We start from the raw sequence: 23,132 nt of genomic DNA on the forward strand, positions 1-23,132 counted from the left end.
GGCGTCATCGTAGCGTTTGGCTTGTGGCACCGGCGTCGCCGCAGTCGTGTGCTTGGGTTCAGCAGTCTTGAGCTTGTTCATGTGCGCTTTCTGTTAGCGCACCGCCCCCAAGGTGTCCATCAAACCGGGTGAGGCCCAGGCCTCATGACAAACGGAACATCACCAGCGTGATCTCCGAAGAAAGAGGCAATCTGAATCGAGATTCCAGTTGCGAACAAAAGCACTTTACTGCTCAGCCGGGCTTTCATCAATCATCTGTTAAAACTCATCACGCGCGGTGACATATTCTGTTACATTACGACTTCAAAAACTCATCCAGCGCTGCCTTGGTCACGCGCCAGGTCGAGCCGATTTTTTTGCCCTTGAGATCGCCTTTTTCGAGCGTCGCCAGCACGTCGGCTTCGGCAACGCCGAGAACCTGGGCGACTTCCGGAACGCCCATCAGTTCCGGAATGCCGCTGATGACGGGCGGCACGTTCGGAGCCGGGACCGCGGCGGGTGTGGTTTGGGCGGCGCCCATGGCCGCCATCATTTGCTGGCCCATCGCGAGGCCGGCGCCCAATCCCGCGGCGGTGCTGGCCATGCCCGCGCCTTCGCCGCCGCCTTTGCCCATGGCTTCGGCCATCTGGAACTTCACGTAATCGTTCAGGTTGCCAATGGCCGCCATGCTGGACCGTTTGTCGATGGCCTGCTCGACCTCCGGCGGCACGGACACGTTCTCGACGATGAAACTGCCGAGTTCGATGCCGTATTTCGCCGCGATGGCGGGGTTGATGGCCGGCAGCAGCGCCTCGCCCAATTCGGCGTAGCGCGCCGCGACGTCGAGCACGGGCACCTTCGCCGAAGCCAGTGCGTCAGTGAACACGCTGACAATGCGGGAGCGCATCGTATCGGCGAATTCATCAAGCCGGAAGTTGTCGTCCGTGCCGGCCACTTCCTTGAGGAACGTCTTCACGTCCACAACGTGGAAATCGTAGGTGCCGTAGGCGCGCGCGCGGACGATGCCGAAATCGGGATCACGCAGCATGATGGGGTTCGCGGTGCCCCACTTGTTGCCGGTGAAGAGGCGCGTGTTGACGAAATACACGTCGGCCTTGAACGGTGATTCGAGGCCGTATTTCCAGCCCTTGAGCGTGGAAAGGATCGGGATGTTGTCGGTGACCAGCGTGTGCTTGCCGGGGCCGAACGTGTCGCCGAACTGGCCAAGATAGATGAACTGCGCCGTCTGGCTTTCGCGGACGATGAGCTGCGCGCCGCGCTTGATTTCCTTGTCCTCGTCGGGGAAGCGCCACGAGATGGTGTCGCGCGAGTCGTCCTGCCACTGGATGATTTCCAGGAACTGCGTTTTGAGATAATCCATCAGGCCCATGATGATTTCCTTCGGTTGTGCGGTTGAACGTTGGCGGAATCATCCGCGAATCGGCGGCCGGCGAAAGTATAAAGTTATGGGGCAATTGTAGCCCGGCGCGCGCGCTTCGGTGCGACACCAACTGACATGTTGCTAATTGTGCTCGTTCCTTGACGCAAATCAATTTCGGGCGCGGCGGAACCGGGTATCTGTGCTGGTGCAAGACGATCTATGCGATCGCGGGCGCCGCCTGAAAAAAGCGTCTGAACCACGCCACGAACCCCGCGAATCGCGCGCCGCCCCGGATTCCGGGGCGGCTTTTTGTTTCTGCGGGCAGAACAGCACGATGATGCACGAAGTTCGCCAAGCGTCCGGGGGCGCGCCAGCCCTCTGACGCTTTGGGCGGCGGGACGATGAAACCGAAAATGACGCCAAATACGCGAACGGGATTTTGGTTTTATTTACGCATGGTTTGCGGTTCGAATGAATGGCGCGGATTTGATGCAACGTCTTCAGCGTTGATGAATGGGTGGCGACGATTTCCCAGTGTGGCCCGCCGCCCGTCAGGCTTGGGCCGCGGCCAACTTGGGGCAGAGGGATGGAATGCTGTTGGGATTTGCGGATGCGGCCGCCGTTGTGCCGGAGGCACGATCGAGATTAGCCAGACACGAAGTGTCTGGTTGAGTCGGAACAGGATTCACGTCCCGGAGGGACGATGGAAATGTTGTGCCAATGTTCCACCGTCCTTTCAGGACGAGATGATTTTTTGGGCGCGCTACCAGCCACAATGTGGCTGGCTAATTTCCGATTGTCCCTTCGGGACGAAGCGGAGCGCTGTCAGGAGCGCAATAGGGTGGGGCGAGTGTCCCCACGAGGCGGGGCGAACGCGTAAAGATGGATCAACGACGGCGCGCGAGGACGCTCGCCCCACCGAAAATGCCGCCCGCCTGGTGATGATTCCACCGCCCATCATCCAACGGATTCTTTTTCCCGTGATCCTCTTCCTGGGAACACTGCTCGGCAAATACCATGGAACGAACTGGCCGGGCTGCCCCGCCCGCTGCACCGGCGTTTGACCTTCCCCCCGACATTTAGGCCGGGCTGAGCGAGAAGATTATGGATTGAGGTTGATGGTTTCGGTGTGAGGAAGCAAATCGATTTGGTGGTATGCGGCCGAGGCTGCTATGAGGACGGATTTGGTTGTATTCTTGGCGCCAGCGTTCGATGAGGAGGCGGGCTTCATTTAAGGTGGTGAACCAGTGTCCGTTGAGGCATTCATTACGGAACTTGCCGTTGAAGCTTTCGATGAAAGCGTTCTGCGTGGGCTTGCCTGGGGTGGTGAAGTTTAATTTTACGCCGTGTTTCTGGGCCCAGTCGTGGAGGATTTTGCCGGTGAACTCTGGCCCATTGTCCACGGTGATGGCCCGTGGCAGGCCATGAGCTTTGGCCAGCTGTTCCAGCACCCTGATGACCCCGTGACCGCCGATGCTGTGATCCGTCCAAAGGGCTGGGCACTGGCGGGTGAAGTCATCCACGATGGTCAGCGTGCGGAACCGGCGGCCATTGGCGAGTTGGTCATGGATGAAGTCCATGCTCCAGCGTTCGTTGGGTCGGGTGGCGGATGGCAGGGGCACCCGGAGCACGGCGGGGAGTTTCTTGCGGTGTTTGCGACGCAAGGAAAGCTGTTCTTCCCGATAGAGCCGTTCAGTGCGCTTGTGATTGATGACCACGCCTTCAGCGCGCAGCACATCATGGAGCATCATCGGGCAGCCCCAGCGAGGATGTTCTGCCGCCAGCTCTTTGAGCCGGTTACGCTCGGTCGTGTCGTTTTTGGGCTGGGGTTGATATTGCAGGCTGGAACGGTTCCAGCCGGTGAGGCGGCAGGTGCGACGTTGGGATAGCCCAAAGCTCTGGATGGCGTCAGTCATGGCGGAGCGGCGAGCTTTGGGCGTTAGAACTTTTTTGCGAGGAGATCCTTGAGGACCATCATGTCGAGCGCCTGGTCAGCCACGAGCTTCTTGAGCTTGCGGTTTTCGTCCTCCATAAGGCGGAGGCGCTTGGCTTCGCTAACTTCAAGGCCGCCGAACTTGTGCCGCCACTTGTAGAAGGTGGCTTGGCTGACACCGTGCCGACGGCAGAGATCGGCGACGGAAGCGCCGGCTTGATGTTCTTTGAGGAGTTGAATGATCTGTTCTTCGGTATGTCGTGTTTTCATGTTGAGCTTTGTGCCGCATTCGCGGCTCATTCTCAACTCATACCCGGCCTAAAGTCAGGGGGAAGGTCACCAGGATTCAACAGACTGTCCAACTATTGCGATCAAAGGGTGAAATTCATACGAAGCGAGACCGCCAGATTTGCTCACTCCGGGATTTGAACAACAGAAGAGTGAGATAGGACTGTCATCCTTGTCGCGTCCCTGAAGAACGTCTGGGAAGTCCGTGCGCTTAACTTCTTTCAGAATTTCAGCTACCCCGTAGGATTGCGCGATTTTTACTTCGAGTCGCAGCCCCTTCTCCGGACTGTAGTGGAGGACACCAAAATGCTCTGGCTTTTCAGTTCCAAAAATCCACCAGCGTCCTTCAAAAGTTCTCGACTCTTTCACTGAAAGGTTTCAATTCTTCACCCCCGCCAACTCCTCCTCAAAATCCACAATCTCTTTGATCTGCACCAGAAACCAGCGGTCGATTTTGGTGAGGTTGAAAATCTCCTCGATGGTGAAGCCGGCGCGCAGGGCGTGGCGGATGAAGAAGATGCGTTCGGCGTTGGGCACGCTCAGTTTGCGGCTGATGACGTCGCGCGGGAGGATATCGCGGTCGCCGTAAAGTTCGGTGCCGATGCGCCAGGGTTTGCCGTCGCCGCCCAGGCCGCTGCGGCCAATCTCCAGCGAGCGCAGGCATTTTTGCAGGCTTTCCTTGAACGTGCGCCCGATGGCCATGGCTTCGCCGACGCTTTTCATCTGCGTGGTGAGCGTGGGATCGGCTTGCGGGAATTTCTCGAAGGCAAAGCGCGGGATCTTCGTGACGACGTAGTCAATGCTCGGCTCGAAGCTCGCCGGCGTTTCGCGCGTGATGTCGTTCTTGAGTTCGTCGAGCAGATAGCCGACGGCGAGTTTGGCGGCGATTTTCGCGATGGGAAAGCCGGTGGCCTTGGACGCCAGCGCCGAGCTGCGGCTGACGCGCGGGTTCATCTCGATGATGACCATGCGTCCGGTGTCGGGGCTGACGCCGAACTGGATGTTCGAGCCGCCGGTTTCGACGCCGACGGCGCGGATCACGGCGAAGCTTTGGTCGCGCATGATCTGGTATTCCTTGTCGGTGAGCGTCTGGATGGGCGCGACGGTGATGGAATCGCCGGTGTGGACGCCCATCGGGTCGAAGTTCTCGATGGAGCAGATGATGACGCAGTTGTCGGCCTTGTCGCGCATGACTTCCATCTCGTATTCCTTCCAGCCGAGGAGGGATTCTTCGATGAGAATTTCGTTCACGGGCGAAAGCTCGATGCCGCGTTTGGCGATCTCTTCGAATTCGTCGCGATTGTAGCCAATGCCGCCGCCGGTGCCGCCGAGCGTGAACGCGGGACGAATGATGAGCGGAAAGCGTCCGATCTTTTCGGCGATGGCGCGGGCTTCATCCATGTTGTGTGCGACACCGGAAATCGGCACGTCGAGTCCGATGCTCAACATGAGTTCCTTGAACGCAAAGCGATCTTCGCCTTTGTGAATGGCCTCGGGCTTGGCGCCGATCATCTCGACGTCGTGCCGGGTGAGGGCGCCGTTTTTGTGCAGGGCCATGGAGGTGTTCAACGCCGTCTGGCCGCCGAGCGTCGGGAGCAAAACGAGTTTGCCCTGGGCGCCGATGCGTTTCATCTCCTCCTTCTCGCGCAGAATGATTTTTTCCACCGCCTCGGGCGTGATGGGTTCGATGTAGGTGCGGTCGGCGAACTCCGGGTCGGTCATGATGGTGGCCGGGGTGGAGTTCACGAGAATGACGCGGTAGCCTTCTTCCTTGAGGGCTTTGCACGCCTGGGTGCCGGAGTAATCAAACTCGCACGCCTGGCCGATGATGATCGGGCCGGCGCCGATGATGAGGACGCTGTGGATGTCGGTTCTTTTTGGCATCTGGAAACTTTTTTGATTCCGGGCGCTGAATTCCGATTTCACGTGCGGCGGCTGGGGACAGCCGCGCTCCGGAACAGGAGCGCCGAAACCGGGCGGCAAATTAACGGCCGGCGGCGGCGGTGTCAGCAGTTTTCCCCGTTCACTGTTGAATTTCACTTCTTCCTTTGGCCGGGACGCTGGATTAAAGTTCCACCATGTGTTGTCGCGTGCGTTGTTTGCTGGGGTTGCTGGTCCTGTTGACCGGCGGGATGGCCCTGCGCGCAGCCCCTTCGCCGGCCGAAACCAAGGCCTTCAATGCCGCCGCACTCTCCTTCCAGGGCGGCTGGTGGGAACGGGCCAGCAACGAGCTGGACGACTTCACCCAGCATTTCCCGCAATCCGAACTGCTGCCCAAAGCGGTCCTGTTGAGGGCCCAGGCGCGCATCAACCTCAAGGATTTTGACGGCGCGATCGAATTGCTGCAGGCGCATCAGGCCGCCGCCGGGCCGCTGGCGGACGATTATCTGTTCTGGCTGGCGGAGGCGCATTTCCAGAAGGGAGAGCTGGCGGCGGCCGCCGACCTGTTCAGCCAGTTCGCGCGAACGTATGCCAAATCGCCCCGCCTGCTGGAAGCGGTGGTCACCGAGGCGGCGGCGCGCGCACGGCTGGAACAGTGGCCGCAGGTGGGCGAGCTGCTGGGCGGCGCGGACAGCGCGTTCCGCCGGCTGGCGCCCAATTCCCCCGGCGCGTTGTCAGCCATTCAAGGCTGGTTGCTGCTGGGCGAGTCCCTGTTTCGGCAGGGCCGTTATGCCGACGCCGAAAAAGCCCTGGCGCCACTGACCGAGGCGCGACTGGCCGACACGCAGGCGTGGAAGCGCGACTACTTGCTGGCGCAGATTCAGCGCGCGGCCGGTCATCTGGATGAGGCGCTGGCCACGGCGCGCAACCTGACGAAGCTGACGAACCAGCCGTCCATGATGGCCGAAGGCGTGGCATTGCAGGCCAAAATCCTCGAAGACCAGGGGCAGGTGACGAACGCCATTGCCGTCTGGCAGTTGAATGTCACGGCGAACGTGCCGGTCGAGCGCCAGCGGGAGGCGTTGCTGCGCGTGAGCGATTTGTGGCTGACGCAAAGCCGCATCGGGGATGCGTTGCAGACGCTCGGCACCTTTCTGAACACCGCCACGAACTCCCCCGCGGCCGACATTGCCTGGCTGGCCATGGGCGAATTGCGGCTGCGGCGGTATCTGCTGACGAATGCCCCGACAGGAACCAACGTCACGGCCGGTGCCGCCACGAATCTCGTGGCCGACGCGTTGCAGGCGTTTGACACCCTGCTGACGAAATTTCCCGGCACGTCGCTGGCGGGGCGGGCACAGTTCGGGCGCGGCTGGTGTTTCTGGTTTGAGCAACGGCCCGCAGACGCCGCCGCAGCGTTTGGCGCGGCTGTCAACGCGTTGCCGGCGTCCTATGAACGCAGCATGGCGCAGTTCAAGCTGGCGGACGCGTTGCTCGCGGAGAACAACTTTGCCGGCGCGCTCACCAATTACGACGCCGTCGTGGCCAGCGGCGAGGCGTTGCCGGCCGTGCGCACCAACCTCGTCGAACGGGCGTTGTATCAGGCGCTGCGGGCGGCGACGCAGGGCGGCGACAGCGCGGCGGCCAATCGTGCGATGGCCCGTTTGCTGAATGATTTTCCGAACGGCTTCCTGGCGGAGCGCAGTCTGATCGCCTACGGCAACACCGTTTCGGGCACGACCGATCCGGCGGAGGCCCGCACGGTGTTTGAAGCCTTCCTGCAAAAGCTGCCGGCCTCGGACATTGCGCCGGCGGTCCGGCTGGCCGTGGCGCGCACCTATGAGCAGGAGCGCGACTGGCCCAAGGCGGAGGCCGCCTACGCCACCTGGCTCGACGCGTATCCGGACAACCCGGCCCGGCCGCGCGCGGAATACTACCGCGCCCTCGCCACGGCGCGGTCGGGCGACGAAACGAACGCGCTGACGTTGTTCACCAACTACGTGGCGCGTTTCCCAACCAATGAGTTCGCCCCGCTCGCGCGCCTGTGGGTGGCGGACCATTACTGGCGGCAGGATGACTTTGTGAACGCGGAGCTGAATTACCAGCTGCTGTTCAAGACGCATCCGACTTCGGACCTGCGCTACGAGGCCCAGTTGATGGCGGGCCGGGCGGCGTTTGCGCGGCGGCCCGAGGAGGCGTTGAGTTACTTCACCAATCTGACGAGCGATCCCACGTGTCCGCCAGCCATTGATGCGCAGGCATTGTTCGCCACGGGTGACGTTTACATGTTGCTGCCGGCGGCCGACAACGCGCCGGTCCGGACGAATTATTTCGAGGCGGCGGCGCGCTTCAGCAAGGTGGCGCAGCGCTATCCCAATTCGCCCCTGGCCATCCTGGCCGAAGGCAAGGCGGGGGAGTGCTATCTGCAACTGGGCGGTGGCGATCCCGTGCAATACGAATACGCGAAGCGCGAGTTTCGCAAGGTGCTCGGGGCCGCGGGGGTGGATGTCGCCACGCGTTCGGATGCCGAAGTTGGCCTCGGGCTCGCCTTCGAGAGCCAGGCGCAGCAGGCGACCGGCACCAATCAAACGCAGCTCGCGCAACAGGCGCTCGACCATTATTTGAGCGTCGTTTACGGTTCGCTGCTCGGGCCGGGCGAAAAAGCCGATCCGCTCTGGGTCAAGGAAGCCGGACTCAAAGCGTTGCGCGTGGCCGAGTCGTTGCAGGCGTGGGATCAAATCGTCAAGCTGTGCGACAAGCTGTCCGAACTGCTGCCGCCGTTGCGGCCGCAGCTGGAAAAGAAGCGGGCGCGGGCCGTTGAACTATCCGGCAAAAGTGCCGATTGAGTTCATTGACACCCGCGCGCGGCGCGCTACGTTGCCTCAGGAAGTCAATGCAAACCGATTCAGCAGTTCAGCCAGTCATTCAACTCACCGCCAGCGCGGCCGCCGAGATCCGGGGCTTGCAGCAAAAGCCGGAGAACGCGGCCAAGCACCTGCGCATTTACGTGGAGCAGGGCGGCTGCTCCGGGATGCAGTATGGCATGACCTTCGATGAACGCCGCGAGGGGGACAATGCCACGGAAATGCACGGGGTGACGGTGTTGGTGGACGGTTTCAGCGCGGGTTATCTGCGCGGCACAACTGTTGATTTTAGTGACGCCTTGACGGGCGGCGGCTTCAAGCTGACGAACCCGAACGCCCGGCACAGCTGCGGGTGTGGCAAATCCTTTGAGACGTAAGCGCTGAAACGCTTGCGCCGGAAAACCAAGCCGTTCCGTGTGATGCGGAACGGCTTTTTGCTTGGCCAGCCTCCGGTCTGGAGTATTCATTGAGCGCCACATGATCGGCAACTTGCTGCAACCAGAACTGGCGGAGTTGATTCGCAAGCGCGATTTCAACCAGCTCCGCGGCATTCTGTGCGAGTTCCCCGCGCCCGACGTGGCCGAAATCCTCGCCGACCTCAGCGCCGACGACAAAGCCATCCTGCTGCGCATCCTGCCGCATGAGCTGTCCACCGAGGTCTTTGAGTATCTTTCGCTCGATGACCAGGAGCAGTTGATCCAGGCCATGGCGACGGAGCAGGTCGTCAACATCCTGAACGACCTGCCGCCGGACGACCGCACCGCGCTGCTGGAGGAGCTGCCCTCGGCGGTGACGCAGCGATTCCTGAGCCTGCTCAAGCCCGAGGAACGCAAGATCGCCACCGACCTGCTCGGGTATCCCGAAGACTCCATCGGGCGGCGCATGACGCCCGAATACGTCTCCATCAAGCAGGGCTGGACCGTGGCGGAAGTGCTGGACCATCTGCGCCGCCAGCCCGAGCGCAGCGAGGCGATGAGCCAGTTGTATGTCGTGGACGACACCGGGCGGCTGGTGGATTACGTCCGCTTGCGGAAGGTGGTGGTTTCGGATCCACTCACGCCGGTGGTGGAGTTGTTGGAACACCAAAACCTCGCGTTGCACGCGACCGATGACCAGGAAACCGCGGTGGCGGCCTTCAAGAAATATGATGTGACCATTCTGCCCGTAATCGATTCCAAGGGCGTTCTGGTTGGCGTCGTCACGGTGGACGACGTGCTCGACGTGGCGGAAAGGGAGGCCACCGAGGACATTCAGAAGCTGGGTGGCGTGGAAGCGCTGGACGCCCCATATTTGAAAATCGGCATGTTTGAAATGTTGCGGAAACGCGCGCCTTGGCTTGCCATTCTCTTCGTCAGTGAAATGTTCACCTCCACCGCCATGGGTTACTTTGAAAAGGAAATTGAGAAGGCCGCGGTGCTCGCGTTGTTCCTGCCGTTGATTCTCTCCAGCGGCGGCAATTCCGGTTCGCAGGCAACGACGTTGATCATTCGCGCCATGGCCTTGCGCGACGTGTCGCTGCACGATTGGTGGCGGGTGTTCCGGCGGGAACTTACGGCCGGTTTGCTGCTCGGCTGCATCCTCGCCGCGCTGGGCGTGGTCCGCATTCTTTCCTGGCAGTGGCTGGGATTGAAGGATTACGGCGGCAATTATCCGAAACTGGCCTTCACCGTGGGCGGCAGCCTGGTTGGCGTCGTGTTATGGGGCAGCTTGATGGGCGCCATGCTGCCGATGCTGCTGCGCGCCTTCAAGCTCGACCCGGCCACCTGTTCCGCCCCATTTGTGGCAACCTTGGTGGACGTGACTGGCATCGTGATCTATTTCACGGTGGCCTATTACATCCTGCTCGGCCATTCGCTGTTTTAGCTTCGCCAGACACGACGCCATGGCGCTCCACCCGCTTGACCGCCCGCGCACCGCGTTTTAGTGTCTGCCGTTACGGGGAGCCGTTGGAACGGCTGAGAGTCCCGATCGCTCGGGAGACCCTTTGAACCTGATCCGGGTAATGCCGGCGTAGGAAATTGAACCTTCCCCGCCTTTCCCGAACCAGTGATGGCCATTTACCATCAACGAAAAACCATCAACTCATTTATGATCGCGACCAAAGACTCCTTCGAACCGCACAGCAGCGAACAACTGCCCGCCAGCCAACGCGTTTACGTGCCTGGCGAAATTCACGCCGATGTCCGTGTCCCTATGCGCGAAATCGCCGTGAGCGACACCAAGTCTTACACTGGCGCGATCACGAAGAACGACGCCGTGCGCGTTTATGATTGCTCCGGCCCGTGGGGCGATCCCGAATTCAAAGGCACGGTGGAAAAAGGTCTGCCCGCGCTGCGCCGCGACTGGATTCTCCAGCGCAGCGACGTCGAGGAATACGAAGGCCGCCCCGTGCAGCCGATCGACGACGGCTATCTGTCCGACAAACATCGTTCGCTCTCCAACGCCAAGCGCCAGGACGAAACCGGTTATCGCCTCGAAGGCCTGACTGCTCCGCGCCGCCAGCCGCTCCGCGCGAAAGCCGGCAAGGTCGTCACGCAGCTCGCCTACGCCCGCGCGGGTATCATCACGCCCGAGATGGAATACATCGCCATCCGCGAGAACATGGGCCGGGCAAAGATTGCCGAGATGGCGAAAGACATCGTCCGCAACGACCTCAACAAACAACATTCCGGTTCGAGCCAGTTAGGTAATAGCGAATATACTCCCGGCGTCTTCCGTCGTTTTCCTCAGCGCATCCCTGCGCAAATCACTCCCGAATTCGTCCGCAGCGAAATCGCCGCCGGCCGCGCCATCATTCCGTCCAACATCAATCACCCGGAACTCGAGCCGATGATCATCGGCCGCAACTTCCTCGTGAAGATCAACGCCAACATCGGCAACAGCGCCGTCGCGTCGAGCATCGAGGAGGAAGTGGAAAAGATGCGCTGGGCCACCAAGTGGGGCGCGGACACCGTCATGGATCTTTCCACTGGCAAGAACATCCACGCCACGCGCGAATGGATTCTCCGCAACTCGCCCGTGCCCATCGGCACTGTGCCGATTTATCAGGCGCTCGAAAAAGTCGGCGGCAAAGCCGAGGACCTCACGTGGGAAATTTTCCGCGACACCCTCATCGAACAGGCCGAGCAAGGCGTGGATTACTTCACCATTCACGCCGGCGTGTTGCTGCGCTTCGTGCCGCTCACCGCCAACCGCATGACCGGCATCGTTTCGCGCGGCGGCAGCATCATGGCCAAATGGTGTCTCGCGCATCACCAGGAGAATTTCCTCTACACCCACTGGGACGACATCTGCGACATCATGGCCGCGTATGACGTTTCGTTCAGCATCGGCGACGGCCTCCGTCCTGGCTCAATTGCCGACGCCAACGACCAGGCGCAATTCGGCGAACTCCAGGTGCAGGGCGAACTCACCCGGCGCGCGTGGGCCAAAGGCGTGCAAGTCATGAACGAAGGCCCGGGTCACGTGCCCATGCACATGATCGAGGAAAACATGGCCAAGCAACTCGAGTGGTGCGGCGAAGCACCATTTTACACGCTCGGGCCGCTCACCACCGACATCGCGCCCGGCTACGACCACATCACCAGCGGCATCGGCGCGGCGATGATCGGCTGGTATGGCTGCGCGATGCTCTGCTACGTCACGCCCAAGGAACATCTTGGCCTGCCGAACAAGAAAGATGTGAAAGACGGCGTCATCGCCTACAAGATCGCCGCGCACGCCGCCGACTTGGCGAAAGGCCATCCCGGCGCGCAATACCGCGACAACGCATTGAGCAAGGCGCGCTTTGAATTCCGCTGGGAAGATCAATTCAACCTCAGCCTCGACCCCGTCACCGCGCGTGAATTCCACGACGAAACGCTGCCACAGGAAGGTGCCAAAACCGCGCACTTCTGCTCCATGTGCGGCCCGCATTTCTGCTCGATGAAGATCACCGAAGACGTCCGCAAATACGCCGCCGAACAAGGCATTGCCGAGGAAGAAGCGCTGAAGAAGGGCATGGAGGAAAAGTCGAAAGAGTTTGTGGAGAAGGGCGCGGAGGTTTACGCGAAGGCGTGACGAAGTATGGATTCGGTTCGAATCACAACGCAAAACATCGAACAGTATCGGGGAAAACTCGGATTTCGGTTAGGTGATTTGCCTTTTGAGATGTGGCAAGTATTTGACCGCAGTGCCTACGACGCTTGCGGAACAGGGATGATTGTCCCGATTGAGAAGATTGTGAGCACGAAGAATCAGTTGCTCGATCCGAAATTCATTGCGGGTCAAAAGGGCGACCCAAGACACACAGCGTTCAAGTGGATGACGGCTGCCGCAAAGGGCCAGACAAAAAGGCGTGATCCCATTACTGCAACCTCCGCGAGAGACGGAACATTCCTTGTTAATGATGGGAACGCGACGATTCAGGTTCTGATGTTTGTTGGCTGGCCCGAAGCTCCCGTTGCAATAGTTCACGTTGATGATAAACAGCGCGTCATATAGAATCGCGGCTGTAAAACCTGAGGAAAATTATGAATGATGAAGCCAATCAAATAGCGTCACCTCAAACGGATGACTTTGAATCATTGCGGCGTATCATTGAATGTCTGCGAGGGCAGGATGATGAAGGGAAAATCCGGTTGCTGAAAAGTGCCATCACCTTTCTTCGCCTTGATGGCGCTTTTGGGGTGCGACAGGCGGTTGCTACTACCGCGTCATCAGCTGTTCGGCCACCAACTGGTCTTGCAGCGCCAGATTCTGGTTCAAGTTTTTCAACGCGGACGGAGATGTCTCCCAAGCAATTCCTGATCGAAAAGCAGCCGGCGAATGACATCGAACGAGTTGCCTGCCTTGCTTATTACCTGACGCATTTCCGAAGCATGCCGGAATTCAAAACACTGGATATTTCAAAGCTCAACACTGAGGCAGCGCAGCCCAAATTCTCCAACCCTTCAGTGCCCGTTGATAGCGCAACTCGCCGAGGATACATAGTTACTACCTCCGGCTGGAATAAGCAGTTGGGTGCTCTTGGCGAGCAATTCGTTCAAGCCCTGCCAGATCGCGAAGCTGCCAAACTTGTTACGGATCGTGTGCGACTACGTAAACCGAGAAAAAAGAGAAACGGAAACGGAACAGAAACCTCCGAAACAAACGGCAATGAATAATAGAGCGCGCGCAATTCGCGTGGCTGTGTATAACCACAAGGGTGGTGTTGGAAAAACAACGCTTACGATTAACCTAGCGGATGCGCTATCCCGCCTAGGCAAGAGGGTTCTTCTGATTGATTCTGACCCTCAATGCAATTTGACCTCCTATTTGGTGGATGACGACGTCGTTGACTCGTTGCTGGATGATTCAGACACCGCCAAAGGTCAAACGCTTTGGGCTGGATTAAAGCCGGTTGAAAGTGTTGGCGCGCTTGACGTCTGGCTGCATTCGGTTGGTGGATTCAGTTTTTGAGTCGAAAAAAGAACACGAACAATTTTCGAAAAAGTGACGAGTGTTGTTCTAGCCGCGCCCGTGAACAACGTGAAGATCATTAACAAAGAATTGTCCCCCAAACAACGCGACGAGTTGCTGGCCGCGTTGAAAGCCCGGTTTGACGCGAACAAGGCCCGTCACCCAGGTTTGGTATGGGCCAAGGTGCAGGCGCGGTTTTAGGCCCAGCCGGACAAGCTTTGGTCGCTTTAGTGCGCTGGGCCTGAGCCGTTCATTTCGGCCAGGCCTGCAAAGCGATTTCAACAATGCGCAACAGCTCTTTACGAGTTGCCCCGGTGGAGGCCGAAACGGTTAACCCAAAGTTCACCGCTTGCACATAATTTGCGAGCGCATCTGCGTTAGCATCCGGAGGAAGCTCTCCCTCACGGATGGCGCGCTTGAAGCGTTCTGACAAGGCGCCATGTCCCGCAGCGCGCTGCGCGGCGAATTCCTTGCGGAAAGCATCGTCCCCGCAGGAAAGTGCGCCATGCACCCACAGGCAGGTCGTTGGCGTGCGTGGGTCGGCGAGCAGCTCAACAATCCCTTGGAAAAGATGCTCCACGACGGCACGGGCGGTCGGCTTTTGGAGTGCTTCGCCCAAATACGCGGACGGACCGTCGAAATAGCGGGCGAGTGCCTTGCGGAAAAGCGACTCCTTGTTGCCGAACGCTGCGTAAAGGCTCGGACGGTTGATGCCCATCGCATCAGTCAGGTCGGAAAGCGACGCTCCCTGATAGCCTTTGCGCCAAAAGACCAGCATCGCGCTATCCAACGCTTTCTCCATGTCGAACGCCCGCGGGCGACCCGGCGCGGCGTTGTGTCTTTCATGTTGCATACCGATCAGTAAAATATCAATTGACGCCGCTTCGTCTACCCCCTAATTTAATACCGAACGATACACAATAGCAGACAATAGCAGCCAAATCCCATATTCGAAGGACACAAATCATGAACACCCACAAACTTGCAGGAAAGATTGCCCTCGTCACGGGCGGCACGAGCGGCATCGGCCTCGCCACAGCCAAACGATTCGTCAGCGAAGGCGCGTATGTCTTTATCACCGGCCGGCGTCAACCCGAACTAGACGCTGCCGTGAAACAAATCGGAAGCAACGTTACCGGAATCCGCGGCGACGTTTCCAATCTTGCAGACCTGGATCGCGTCTATGCCGAGATTAAAAGTGCGAAAGGCCGCATTGATGTCGTGTTTGCCAACGCCGGAGGCGGCAGCCTGGCGCCGCTTGGTCAGATCACGGAGGAACATTTTGACCAGACCTTCAATACCAATGTGCGGGGACTGCTTTTCACGGTGCAAAAAGCCCTGCCGCTCATGCCGCCCGGTTCGTCAATCATCCTGAACGCATCCACCACCTCCGTGAAGGGCACCCCGGCCTTCAGCGTTTACAGCGCAACCAAGGCAGCCGTGCGGTCATTTGCTCGCAATTGGACACTGGACCTTAAAGAACGCAAAATTCGCGTGAACGCCATCAGCCCGGGGGTCGTGCCCACACCAGGCTATGATCTGTTGGGGTTGACGAAAGAACAGGTGCAGGGCTTCGTGGACTCCATGGTGCCGTTTATTCCACTGGGTCGCGCCGGCGTTCCGGACGAAATTGCCAAGGCGGTTGTGTTTCTCGCTTCCGACGACAGCAGTTTCGTCAACGGCATCGAACTCTTCGTGGATGGCGGCATGGCACAAATTTGAACGGCACTTTAGAAACGCAAAGGAACTTCTGAATGCCTGCCTAGCCCAGATTCGGGATCCTAAAGTAGCTGCCGCTCTATTGGCAGGCGACGGCGTGATCGAACTACCTTGAGTGGGCGCGCACGCCCCAGGGCCGGCCGCGATTGAAAAATTTCTTTCGCCCAACCCATAGCAAAGTCTCGATTGAACAAGGGTGAAGCCTTTTTCAAGCCGGGATGTTGTTATAGCTGCTACCGTTTTCAGCACGGTCGCGCTCCGACAAGTGGTTTACTACCTGGCTTGCGGCTTGCTCGTTGAATTGATTTACTTTTCCCATGACCGCTCAAACTATGAAAACAAACGCCAGTGACAAAAAAGATTTGTCCCCCAAACAACGCGACGAGTTGCTGGCCGCGTTGAAAGCCCGGTTTGACGCGAACAAGGTCCGCCACCCAAGTTTGGTGTGGGCCAAGGTGCAGGCGCGGTTGGCGGCCAAGCCGGACAAGCTGCTTTCGCTCGCGGAAATGGAACGCACCGGCGGCGAACCGGATGTGGTGGGGCAGGATAAAAAGTCGGGCGAAGTCATTTTCTTCGATTGCTCCGAGCAAACGCCGTCCGGCCGCGTCAGCCTGTGCTACGACGATGAGGCGCTGGCGTCGCGCAAGGAACACAAGCCGAAGGGCAGTGCGATGGGCCTGGCCGCGGCGATGGGCATCGCGCTGTTGACGGAAGAGGAATATCTCGCGCTGCAAAAGCTGGGCGAGTTCGATAAGAAGACGTCGAGCTGGATCGCCACCCCGGCGGATTTTCGCGAGCAGGGCGGCGCGCTCTGGGGCGGTCGGAGTTACGGTCGCGTCTTCATCGGTTGCAACGGCGCGCAGTCGTATTACGCAGCACGGGGATTCCGTGGCTCGCTCAAGATCTGAAGTGCGAGTCGCACGTGCCACCGCTGGGGCAACGAGGCAGGAATTAATTAGCGGCGGCACAGCCCGTTCACATTACCAGGGGCAGCAGCCTAGGCTCGCCAGCGTGGAGCCTGATCCTCCTGGCAGGATGGCTGCTGTGCGACATGGGCATGCTTCTGACTCCACATTTGCACGCTCCGTTCCACCAAACCGGGGCAAGGCCAGTTCACTGACACGCTTCGCAGGTGCCGCCGTTACGCATGGCTTCGATGGAGCAGGCCGCCTTTTCCGATTCGGTGTATTCGTGTTTTGGGGGCACGGCTGCCATGGCTTCGGATTGGCGGTCACGATGGGCGGAGTCAATGGCGCTGCGGTTCAGGGTGCGGAGATAGTAGGTGGTTTTGAGGCCGCGTTCCCACGCTTCACGATAGACGAAGCTCGCGGTGCGTGCGTCGTTGTCGGCGAGCCAGAGATTGGTGCTCTGCGCCTGATCGATCCATTTCTGCCGGACGGCGGCACATTGGAGAATCCACGTGGGCGCGATTTCGAACGCAGTTTTGTAGAGCCGCTTTAACTCATCGGGCACACGGTCAAGTTGCTGGATGCTGCCATCGTGCGCCTTGAGTTCGGCGCGCAGCGCGTCGTCCCAGAGCCCGAGCGCCAGGAGGTCACGGATGAGCGGGTCGGTCGTGCGAATGAAATCCCCGCTGAGGTTCGACTTGGTGTGGATGTGTTTATAGACCGGCTCGATGCAGGGCGTGGTGCCCAGGATGTTCGAGATCGTCGCGGTGGGGGCGATGGCGAGGCAGTTGGAGTTGCGCAGGCCATGTGTGCGGATGCGTTCGCGCAACGCAGACCAGTCGAGGCGCGCGTCGCGGTTGACCTGCACGGTCCTGCCGCGTTCGTGGTCGAGCAGCGCGAGCGTGTCGAGCGGCATGAGACCGCGGTCCCATTTGGAACCTTTGAAACTGGAGTAGGCGCCGCGCTCGCGGGCGAGTTCCGTGCTGGCTTGGTAGGCGTAATAAGCCACCGCCTCCATGATTTCGTCGTTGAAGGCGACGGCTTCCGGTGCATCAAAGGGAATGCGCTTCGCGTAAAGACAGTCCTGCAAGCCCATCACGCCGAGCCCGACCGGGCGGTGCTTGAGGTTCGCATTCCGGGCGGCTTCGACGGGGTAGAAGTTCAGGTCGATCACGTTGTCAAGCATCCGCATGGCCGTGGCGACGGTGGCGCGGAGCCGGGCGTGATCAATCGCGCCGTCCGCCGTGAGATGTTCGGCAAGGTGGATGGACGCGAGATTGCACACGGCAACTTCGTCCGTCGAAGTATTCAAGGTGATCTCGGTGCAGAGGTTGGAGTTGTGAATCACGCCCGCGTGATCCTGCGGCGAACGCACGTTGCACGGGTCCTTGAACGTCATCCATGGATGGCCGGTCTCGAACAGCGCTTCGAGCATCCGCTTCCACAAGGCGAGCACGCGAATTTTGCGGCCAAAGAATTTTCCCTGCTCCGCCAGCGCCTCGTAATGTTTGTAACGCTCTTCGAAGGCGCGCCCGTGCAACCCGGCAAGGTCGGGCGTTTCGTTGCTGCGGAACAGCGTCCACGTGGCGTCCTTGGGCAGCACGCCGTCGGCGATGGCCTTGAGGCGCTTCATGAACAGGTCGGGTATCCAGTGGGCGGTGTTCATGTTGTGCGTGCGGCGGCGTTCGTCGCCGGTCTCCTTGCGGAGGTCGAGAAAATCCTCGATGTCCGTGTGCCAGAGTTCGAGGTAGCTGCACAGCGCACCGGGACGTTTACCGCCCTGGTTCACGGCAATGGCGATGTCGTTGCTGACCTTGAGAAACGGAATCACGCCACTGGATTCGCCGTTGGTGCCATGGATGTGGGCGCCCGTGCCGCGGACGGCCGTCCAGGAGCAGCCGAGGCCGCCGGCCCATTTTGAGAGCAGCGAGAAGCGGCGCCACGTCTCGGTGATGTCCTCGATGCTGTCGCCGCAGTAAAGCAGGTAGCAGCTCGACAACTGGCTGTGCCGCGTGCCGCTGTTAAAGAGTGTCGGCGTGGAACTGCACGCGCGACGGGACTTGTAAACCTGGTAGAACTCAATGGCCCAGTCTTCGCGGGAGCGTGCCGGAGCGTCGGGCGTTGCCCGGCTTGATTGAATGTTCTGCTTTTCATGCCGGGCAATGCCCGGCGTTCCACCCTCATTGATCGCCAGACCCATGGCCACGCGCATCCAGAAAATCTGCGGCGCTTCGAGGCGTTGCTTGCGATTGGAGACGGAATCGGTGCGAAGGTGAATCAGGTAACGGTCGTAGAGCGTTTGCAGGCCGAGAAAGTCAAACGCGAGATCAGCGTAGGGATCGAGCGCGTCCGCGAGCTTGTTCAAGTCGAACGTCGCAAGTCGTTCGTCGAGGCGTCCGGCTTCGACGCCGCGCGGGATGGTGGCGATGAAAGAGCGGCGGTGCGCCTCCTTGAGCCGGGCCATGCCGTCCGTGACGCGCCAGGAAAGCGTTTCCTCGTAGATGAACGTCAGCAGAATCCGGCCGGCGAAGAAACGGCTGTCGGCGTCGAGATCGAGCAGCGACTTGGCGTTGAGAACGATGGTGTCGCGGCGTTCCTCGGGCGACAGCGCGAGGGAGACGCTGCGGAGCAGGCGTTCGATGAGCTGTGCCTCGTTCAGGACGAGTTGGAGGCCGAGCCGGGCGAAGCTCACGCGGGCGCGCACGTCGGCAAGCAGTTCGCCGGGAACCAGCTCAGGCTGCTCGGGCGCGGGATGCTGCCGCAACGCCTCGGCTTCGCGCAGCGTGACGCGCCGGGCGCGTTCGCGGGCGTGGGCGAGTGCGATCTTCGGATGGCCAAGTTCAATGAGCAAATCCTCGACGAGCGCGCAGAGGTCTTCGTGGTGCAGCAACGACGGGCGGTCTCGACGCAGGCGGAACTCGATTTCGGCGCGGGCTTGTTGCGGCAGCGATCCGACCGGGGTGACGGCAATCAGGCAGGCGCGCTCGACGGCATCCTCGATCTTGTCGCCGCGCCACGGGACGATCTCTTCGGGCGCTCCGGGCAGGGCGGGTTCGATGATGCGGGGCAAAGCGCCGGTGGATTCGGCGACGGCGGGGAAGAGTTCGGTGGTGGGCATGGCTATTCGGGAGTTGAAGCGAAGCGAGTGGTGCGTGGCCGTATGCGGAGCATCGACCGCAGTGGGTGGGATTTGAGAAAACGCGTCATTTTATTCCTGTGCGTTCGGTGCCGGCGAAATGCTGCTGCTGGCCTGTCAGACACAGCCGGGCGCCATGCTCAAACCAAATCATCCTCCGCGGTGTTCTTCACGCTGCCGCTGGTTTGGTATTCGGTGACGCGGGTTTCGAAGAAATTTTTTTCCTTCTTCAGGAAGATGACCTCATCGAGCCACGGGAACGGGTTCGTGGTCACCTTCGAGAGCGGCGCGAGGCCGAGGCTGGTGAGGCGGCGGTCGGCGTTGTAATCCACGTAGTCGAGAAACTCCTTCTGCGTCATGCCGACGGCGTCCTCGGGCAGGCAGTCGCGGACGAATTCCTTTTCCAGCGCCACGCCGTCGCGCATGAAGGTGCGGAGCTCCTCGCGGAACTCAGGCGTCCAGAGTGCGGGGTTCTCGCGGATTAATTCCGTGAGCAGGTAGCGCCCGAGCGCGATGTGGTTTGATTCGTCGCGCAACGTGTATTGGAACATCTGGCCGATGCCGGTCATCTTGTTCTGGCGGTGCAGCGAGAGAATCATTGCGAACAGGCCGTAGAATTGCGTGCCTTCCATGACCTGCGTGATGCCGAAGAGCGCCTTGGCAAACTTGCGCTGGTTCTCGACCTGGGTGAGGTCGAGGCCGCGCTTGAGTTCGGGCATGTGCGCGGTGATGAAATCGTTTTTGCGGCGGATGCTCGGGATGTCGTTGAACTTGGCGGTGACTTCGTCCTGGTCAATGTCGAGGCTGCCGATGATGTGCAGGAGCGAATCCATGTGGATGGATTCCTCGGCGATCCAGCGGAGCACGGCATGCTTCAGTTCGGCGGCGGTGAGGTTGTCCTCGATCGCGTGCAGGACGCTGTCACCCACGATGCCTTCCGCCGCGGAGAAGTAGCCTACGCCCATTTCGATGATCCAGCGTTCCTTGGGCTTGAGCGCGCCGGAGTTCCACAGCGTGCAGTCCTTCGTCATGTCAATGACGTCGGGCTCCCAGTGGTTCGCCTTCATCTGTTTGTAGATGCGGTAGGCGTCGGGATATTTGAGCGGAAGGACGTTCAACTCGGGCGTGCGCGGACCGTTGATGACGCGCTTGGCGTCCTTGCGTGCGCGGGCGCGTTCGCGGTCGAGGCGGAAGGTTTTGCCGCGGAATTCGTAAATGACGAAACGGCCTTCCTCGCGTTCGGTGAAGTCGTGAGGCGGAAGGGCTGGCGGAGTGGTCGGGCGAACCGGTTCGACGATGGCGTTCATGTTTTGGCTTCAACCGCGCGCCAACGCGGTCCATGCACGGAACGACGAAATAAAAACGCCGTTTCCGCACGGGCAAACGACGAGACGCCCGCGACTGGAAACGGCCAGCCGGATCGCCTCATCCGGTCCTTGGCGGGACCGCGAATGCCGGCAGCAGGCCGGCGATCTGATGAGTTCAAGCAAGCCGGTCTTCTGGCTTCGAGGTCGTCCTACTCCGCCGCCTTACCGCCCGCATGGGCAGTGGCTGGGTGGCGTTTCGTCGCTCGTTACAGCGGCGCAACCGCGCGGGATTCGCACCCGCTTCCCGATTCTCCTCCGGCCATAACCGGAGGCACTTGCTTGTCACAGCCACAGCTAATGGTGGCTTCTGTTAAAGAACACCGCTATTCCTAGTGCGGTGTTGAATTGGGGTCAAGCGCACAGTTCGTCTCGGTCGGGTTTTGTGTGCCCAAGCCATTCAATCGGGACAGGGAGCGTTGGAAGCAGTTGGTTTGGCCCGGGACCGCTTGCCAAGTGCCGGGCTGGCTGATTTCATCCGGGCAAAAGCTTATGAAGCCACTCTTTCACGCTGTGACCGCGTTGGTGCTCCTCGCCATGGCGGTGAAGGTTCTTGCTGTAACCGAACCGCCCAAGCGCATGGTGGACGGGGTGACCGTGGACCTCAGTCCGTTGCTGGCATGGCGGAAGAGTCACCAGGGCGACCGACCCTTGACGCGGTGGGTGGAACTCAAGGGCAGCATTGTGGGCACAAACGGGCTGGGCTGGGTTTTGTTTGCCCATGCTGGAGGCAAAACAAGCAAGGAGACGAAGGTGATTTTGAAAAATCCGCCCCAGGCCGAAGGCGCGCGGTATGCGCTACTGGCGGCGCAGCTCGAGGCATTGAAGCAGGAGCGGGCACGATTCCAGGCCGAAGCGAACCAGCCATTGCACGACCGCAAGGTCCGGACGCGTCGCGGCACCCGCGTCCTTCGCGATCCGAATCACGCGGAAGTGAAAGATGCCAAGGCGCAGTTGGCCGACGTGAACCAGCGCGTCAAAGTCGTGGAAAAGGAGCTCGCGCAACTGCCGTCGCAGAATGGCCGCTACGTGGTGGATTGTCTGGCGCTGCAAACCGGCACAGTGGCGGGCGGGCTGCCGGTGTTTGACCGGGGAGCAATTGTTCCGTGATGATCGAGGGGGACCTGTCATTGCACCGGCTGGGCTGGGATGAATCGTGGGGGGCGGCCTTTGCACCGCACCGGGAGCGCGGCTTGCGCGCCGGCCGCGTGGCGGTGCAGGACAAGCATCACTACGTGCTTTTTGCCGAGGAGGGCGAGTTGCTCGCGCAAATTGCCGGCAAACTGCTGCATGGGCTCACGTCCGAGGCGGAACTTCCCAAGGTGGGCGACTGGGTGGCCTTCAAACCCACGATGCTGGGCGAGGCGAAAGCCGTCATTCAGGCCGTGCTGCCGCGGCGCACGAAACTGGGGCGCAAAATTCCCGGCCGGGAAACCGAGGAGCAGGTGCTCGTGGCCAACATTGACACCGCGTTCATCGTGCTGGCGTTGGACGAAACCTTCAACCCGCGCCTGCTCGAACGTTTTCTGCTCATGGTGGTCGAGGGAGGGGCGCAGCCGATGGTGGTGCTGAACAAGGCCGATCTCTGCGATACTCTTGCAGCGCACGTGGCCGAGGCCCGACGGTGTGCCGGTGAGGCGCCGGTGGTGGCGGTCAGCGCAAAAACCCGGCGGGCCCTGAAAAATGTGCTGGAATTGATCCAGCCTGGCGCCACGGTCGTGTTTATTGGCACGTCGGGCGTGGGCAAATCCACGTTGATCAACCGGCTCTACGGCGAGGCGATCCAGCCCACCGCCGAGGTGCGCGAGGGCGACCGCAAAGGCCGCCATACGACAACCTGGCGCGAACTCATCGTGCTACCCAATGGCGGGCTGGTGATCGACACGCCGGGCATGCGCGAGTTTCAACTTTGGCTGGCGGGTGAGGGGATGCACGAGGCGTTTCCCGACATCGAGCTTCTGGCGCTTAAATGCCGTTTTCGCGAATGCCGTCACGGGGCGGAAAGGGACTGTGCTGTGCAGGCCGCACTGGCCGCGGGCACGCTGGCGCGCGAACGGTTCGAAAATTTTCTCAAGCTCCGCCGTGAACTGGACTTTCTCGAAAAGGCCCGCACGTATCATCAACCGTATGGCCGCGGACGCAGTGAAGCGGAAAAACGCAAACGTGCTGCCCGCGAAAAGTGGCGCTACACCGGCGAAGAAGAGTGACGGATTGGGAAGTCAGAGAGGATGTCCCTTCCG

Annotated in this window: 18 protein-coding genes, 1 pseudogene and 2 riboswitches; of the genes and pseudogenes, 12 read left to right on the forward strand and 7 right to left on the reverse strand. The window is 60.4% G+C overall.

The genetic code is table 11. From position 1 onward, the window contains the following. Positions 1–295: 295 nt before the first annotated feature. From VFV96_02190 to carB, 4 genes are all read right to left on the reverse strand, one after another. Positions 296–1,369: an SPFH and helix-turn-helix domain-containing protein gene (locus VFV96_02190; GenBank protein ID HEU5069203.1), complete on the reverse strand. Its 1,074-nt coding sequence runs from the start codon at positions 1,367–1,369 to the stop codon at positions 296–298. 1,070 nt (positions 1,370–2,439) lie between these two features. Then, a protein-coding gene (locus VFV96_02195) for an IS3 family transposase (GenBank protein ID HEU5069204.1) occupies positions 2,440–3,563 on the reverse strand; the annotation gives its coding sequence in 2 pieces (ribosomal slippage) (positions 2,440–3,314 and positions 3,314–3,563; 1,125 coding nt in all). 66 nt (positions 3,564–3,629) lie between these two features. Continuing rightward, complete coding sequence (locus VFV96_02200; protein HEU5069205.1) at positions 3,630–3,950, reverse strand: hypothetical protein; 321 nt, start codon at positions 3,948–3,950, stop codon at positions 3,630–3,632. A 9-nt stretch (positions 3,951–3,959) separates the two neighbouring features. After that, positions 3,960–5,465: a carbamoyl-phosphate synthase large subunit gene (gene carB / locus VFV96_02205; protein HEU5069206.1), complete on the reverse strand. Its 1,506-nt coding sequence runs from the start codon at positions 5,463–5,465 to the stop codon at positions 3,960–3,962. Between the two features lie 194 nt (positions 5,466–5,659). Between carB and VFV96_02210 the strand changes: the two genes are divergently transcribed. The 8 genes and pseudogenes from VFV96_02210 to VFV96_02245 all read left to right on the forward strand — a co-directional run bounded on the left by VFV96_02210 (position 5,660) and on the right by VFV96_02245 (position 13,963). After that, entirely contained in the window at positions 5,660–8,308 is a 2,649-nt protein-coding gene (locus VFV96_02210) for a tetratricopeptide repeat protein (GenBank protein HEU5069207.1), read from the forward strand. 47 nt (positions 8,309–8,355) lie between these two features. Next, positions 8,356–8,703: an iron-sulfur cluster assembly accessory protein gene (locus VFV96_02215; protein HEU5069208.1), complete on the forward strand. Its 348-nt coding sequence runs from the start codon at positions 8,356–8,358 to the stop codon at positions 8,701–8,703. A gap of 100 nt (positions 8,704–8,803) precedes the next feature. After that, positions 8,804–10,189 carry a magnesium transporter gene (mgtE, locus tag VFV96_02220; protein HEU5069209.1) on the forward strand — a complete coding sequence of 462 codons (1,386 nt, stop codon included), beginning with the start codon at positions 8,804–8,806 and terminating at the stop codon, positions 10,187–10,189. 63 nt (positions 10,190–10,252) lie between these two features. After that, positions 10,253–10,361: riboswitch (TPP riboswitch) on the forward strand. A 53-nt stretch (positions 10,362–10,414) separates the two neighbouring features. Further along, complete coding sequence (thiC, locus tag VFV96_02225; GenBank protein HEU5069210.1) at positions 10,415–12,385, forward strand: phosphomethylpyrimidine synthase ThiC; 1,971 nt, start codon at positions 10,415–10,417, stop codon at positions 12,383–12,385. 6 nt (positions 12,386–12,391) lie between these two features. After that, positions 12,392–12,808, forward strand: coding sequence for a hypothetical protein (locus VFV96_02230; protein ID HEU5069211.1), 417 nt, complete (start codon positions 12,392–12,394; stop codon positions 12,806–12,808). Between the two features lie 29 nt (positions 12,809–12,837). Next, on the forward strand, positions 12,838–13,470 hold the full coding sequence (locus VFV96_02235) for a hypothetical protein (protein ID HEU5069212.1): 633 nt from the start codon (positions 12,838–12,840) through the stop codon (positions 13,468–13,470). Further along, on the forward strand, positions 13,463–13,765 hold the full coding sequence (locus VFV96_02240) for a ParA family protein (protein ID HEU5069213.1): 303 nt from the start codon (positions 13,463–13,465) through the stop codon (positions 13,763–13,765). The genes VFV96_02235 and VFV96_02240 overlap by 8 nt, the downstream gene beginning before the upstream one ends. 69 nt (positions 13,766–13,834) lie before the next feature. Beyond that, positions 13,835–13,963, forward strand: a pseudogene (locus VFV96_02245) (DUF4256 domain-containing protein). Positions 13,964–14,015: 52 nt separating this feature from the next. On the opposite strand, the gene VFV96_02250 reads toward VFV96_02245, so the two are convergent. Further along, positions 14,016–14,567 (reverse strand): TetR/AcrR family transcriptional regulator, encoded by a 552-nt coding sequence (locus tag VFV96_02250; protein ID HEU5069214.1) that lies wholly within the window; start codon positions 14,565–14,567, stop codon positions 14,016–14,018. Positions 14,568–14,731: 164 nt separating this feature from the next. On the opposite strand from VFV96_02250, the gene VFV96_02255 reads away from it, so the two are divergent. After that, positions 14,732–15,487, forward strand: a complete 756-nt coding sequence (locus tag VFV96_02255; protein HEU5069215.1) for an SDR family oxidoreductase — start codon at positions 14,732–14,734, stop codon at positions 15,485–15,487. 329 nt (positions 15,488–15,816) lie between these two features. Next, entirely contained in the window at positions 15,817–16,392 is a 576-nt protein-coding gene (locus tag VFV96_02260) for a DUF4256 domain-containing protein (protein ID HEU5069216.1), read from the forward strand. Positions 16,393–16,597: 205 nt separating this feature from the next. On the opposite strand, the gene VFV96_02265 is transcribed toward VFV96_02260, so the two are convergent. Continuing rightward, the gene (locus VFV96_02265) at positions 16,598–19,510 is read right to left on the reverse strand and encodes a ribonucleoside-diphosphate reductase subunit alpha (GenBank protein ID HEU5069217.1); all 2,913 of its coding nucleotides are present in this window, start codon (positions 19,508–19,510) and stop codon (positions 16,598–16,600) included. A 158-nt stretch (positions 19,511–19,668) separates the two neighbouring features. Next, a complete protein-coding gene (locus tag VFV96_02270; protein HEU5069218.1) occupies positions 19,669–20,835 on the reverse strand; it encodes a ribonucleotide-diphosphate reductase subunit beta in 1,167 nt (388 codons plus the stop codon). A gap of 164 nt (positions 20,836–20,999) precedes the next feature. Beyond that, positions 21,000–21,189: riboswitch (cobalamin riboswitch) on the reverse strand. Positions 21,190–21,384: 195 nt separating this feature from the next. Here VFV96_02270 and VFV96_02275 point away from each other — a divergent pair. Together VFV96_02275 and rsgA are read left to right on the forward strand one after the other, a co-directional pair. Continuing rightward, positions 21,385–22,002, forward strand: coding sequence for a hypothetical protein (locus VFV96_02275; GenBank protein ID HEU5069219.1), 618 nt, complete (start codon positions 21,385–21,387; stop codon positions 22,000–22,002). After that, positions 22,002–23,099, forward strand: a complete 1,098-nt coding sequence (gene rsgA / locus VFV96_02280; GenBank protein ID HEU5069220.1) for a ribosome small subunit-dependent GTPase A — start codon at positions 22,002–22,004, stop codon at positions 23,097–23,099. The genes VFV96_02275 and rsgA overlap by 1 nt, the downstream gene beginning before the upstream one ends. Positions 23,100–23,132: the final 33 nt, after the last annotated feature.

Source organism: Verrucomicrobiia bacterium, from assembly GCA_035765895.1.
Lineage (GTDB): Bacteria > Verrucomicrobiota > Verrucomicrobiia > Limisphaerales > DSYF01 > DSYF01.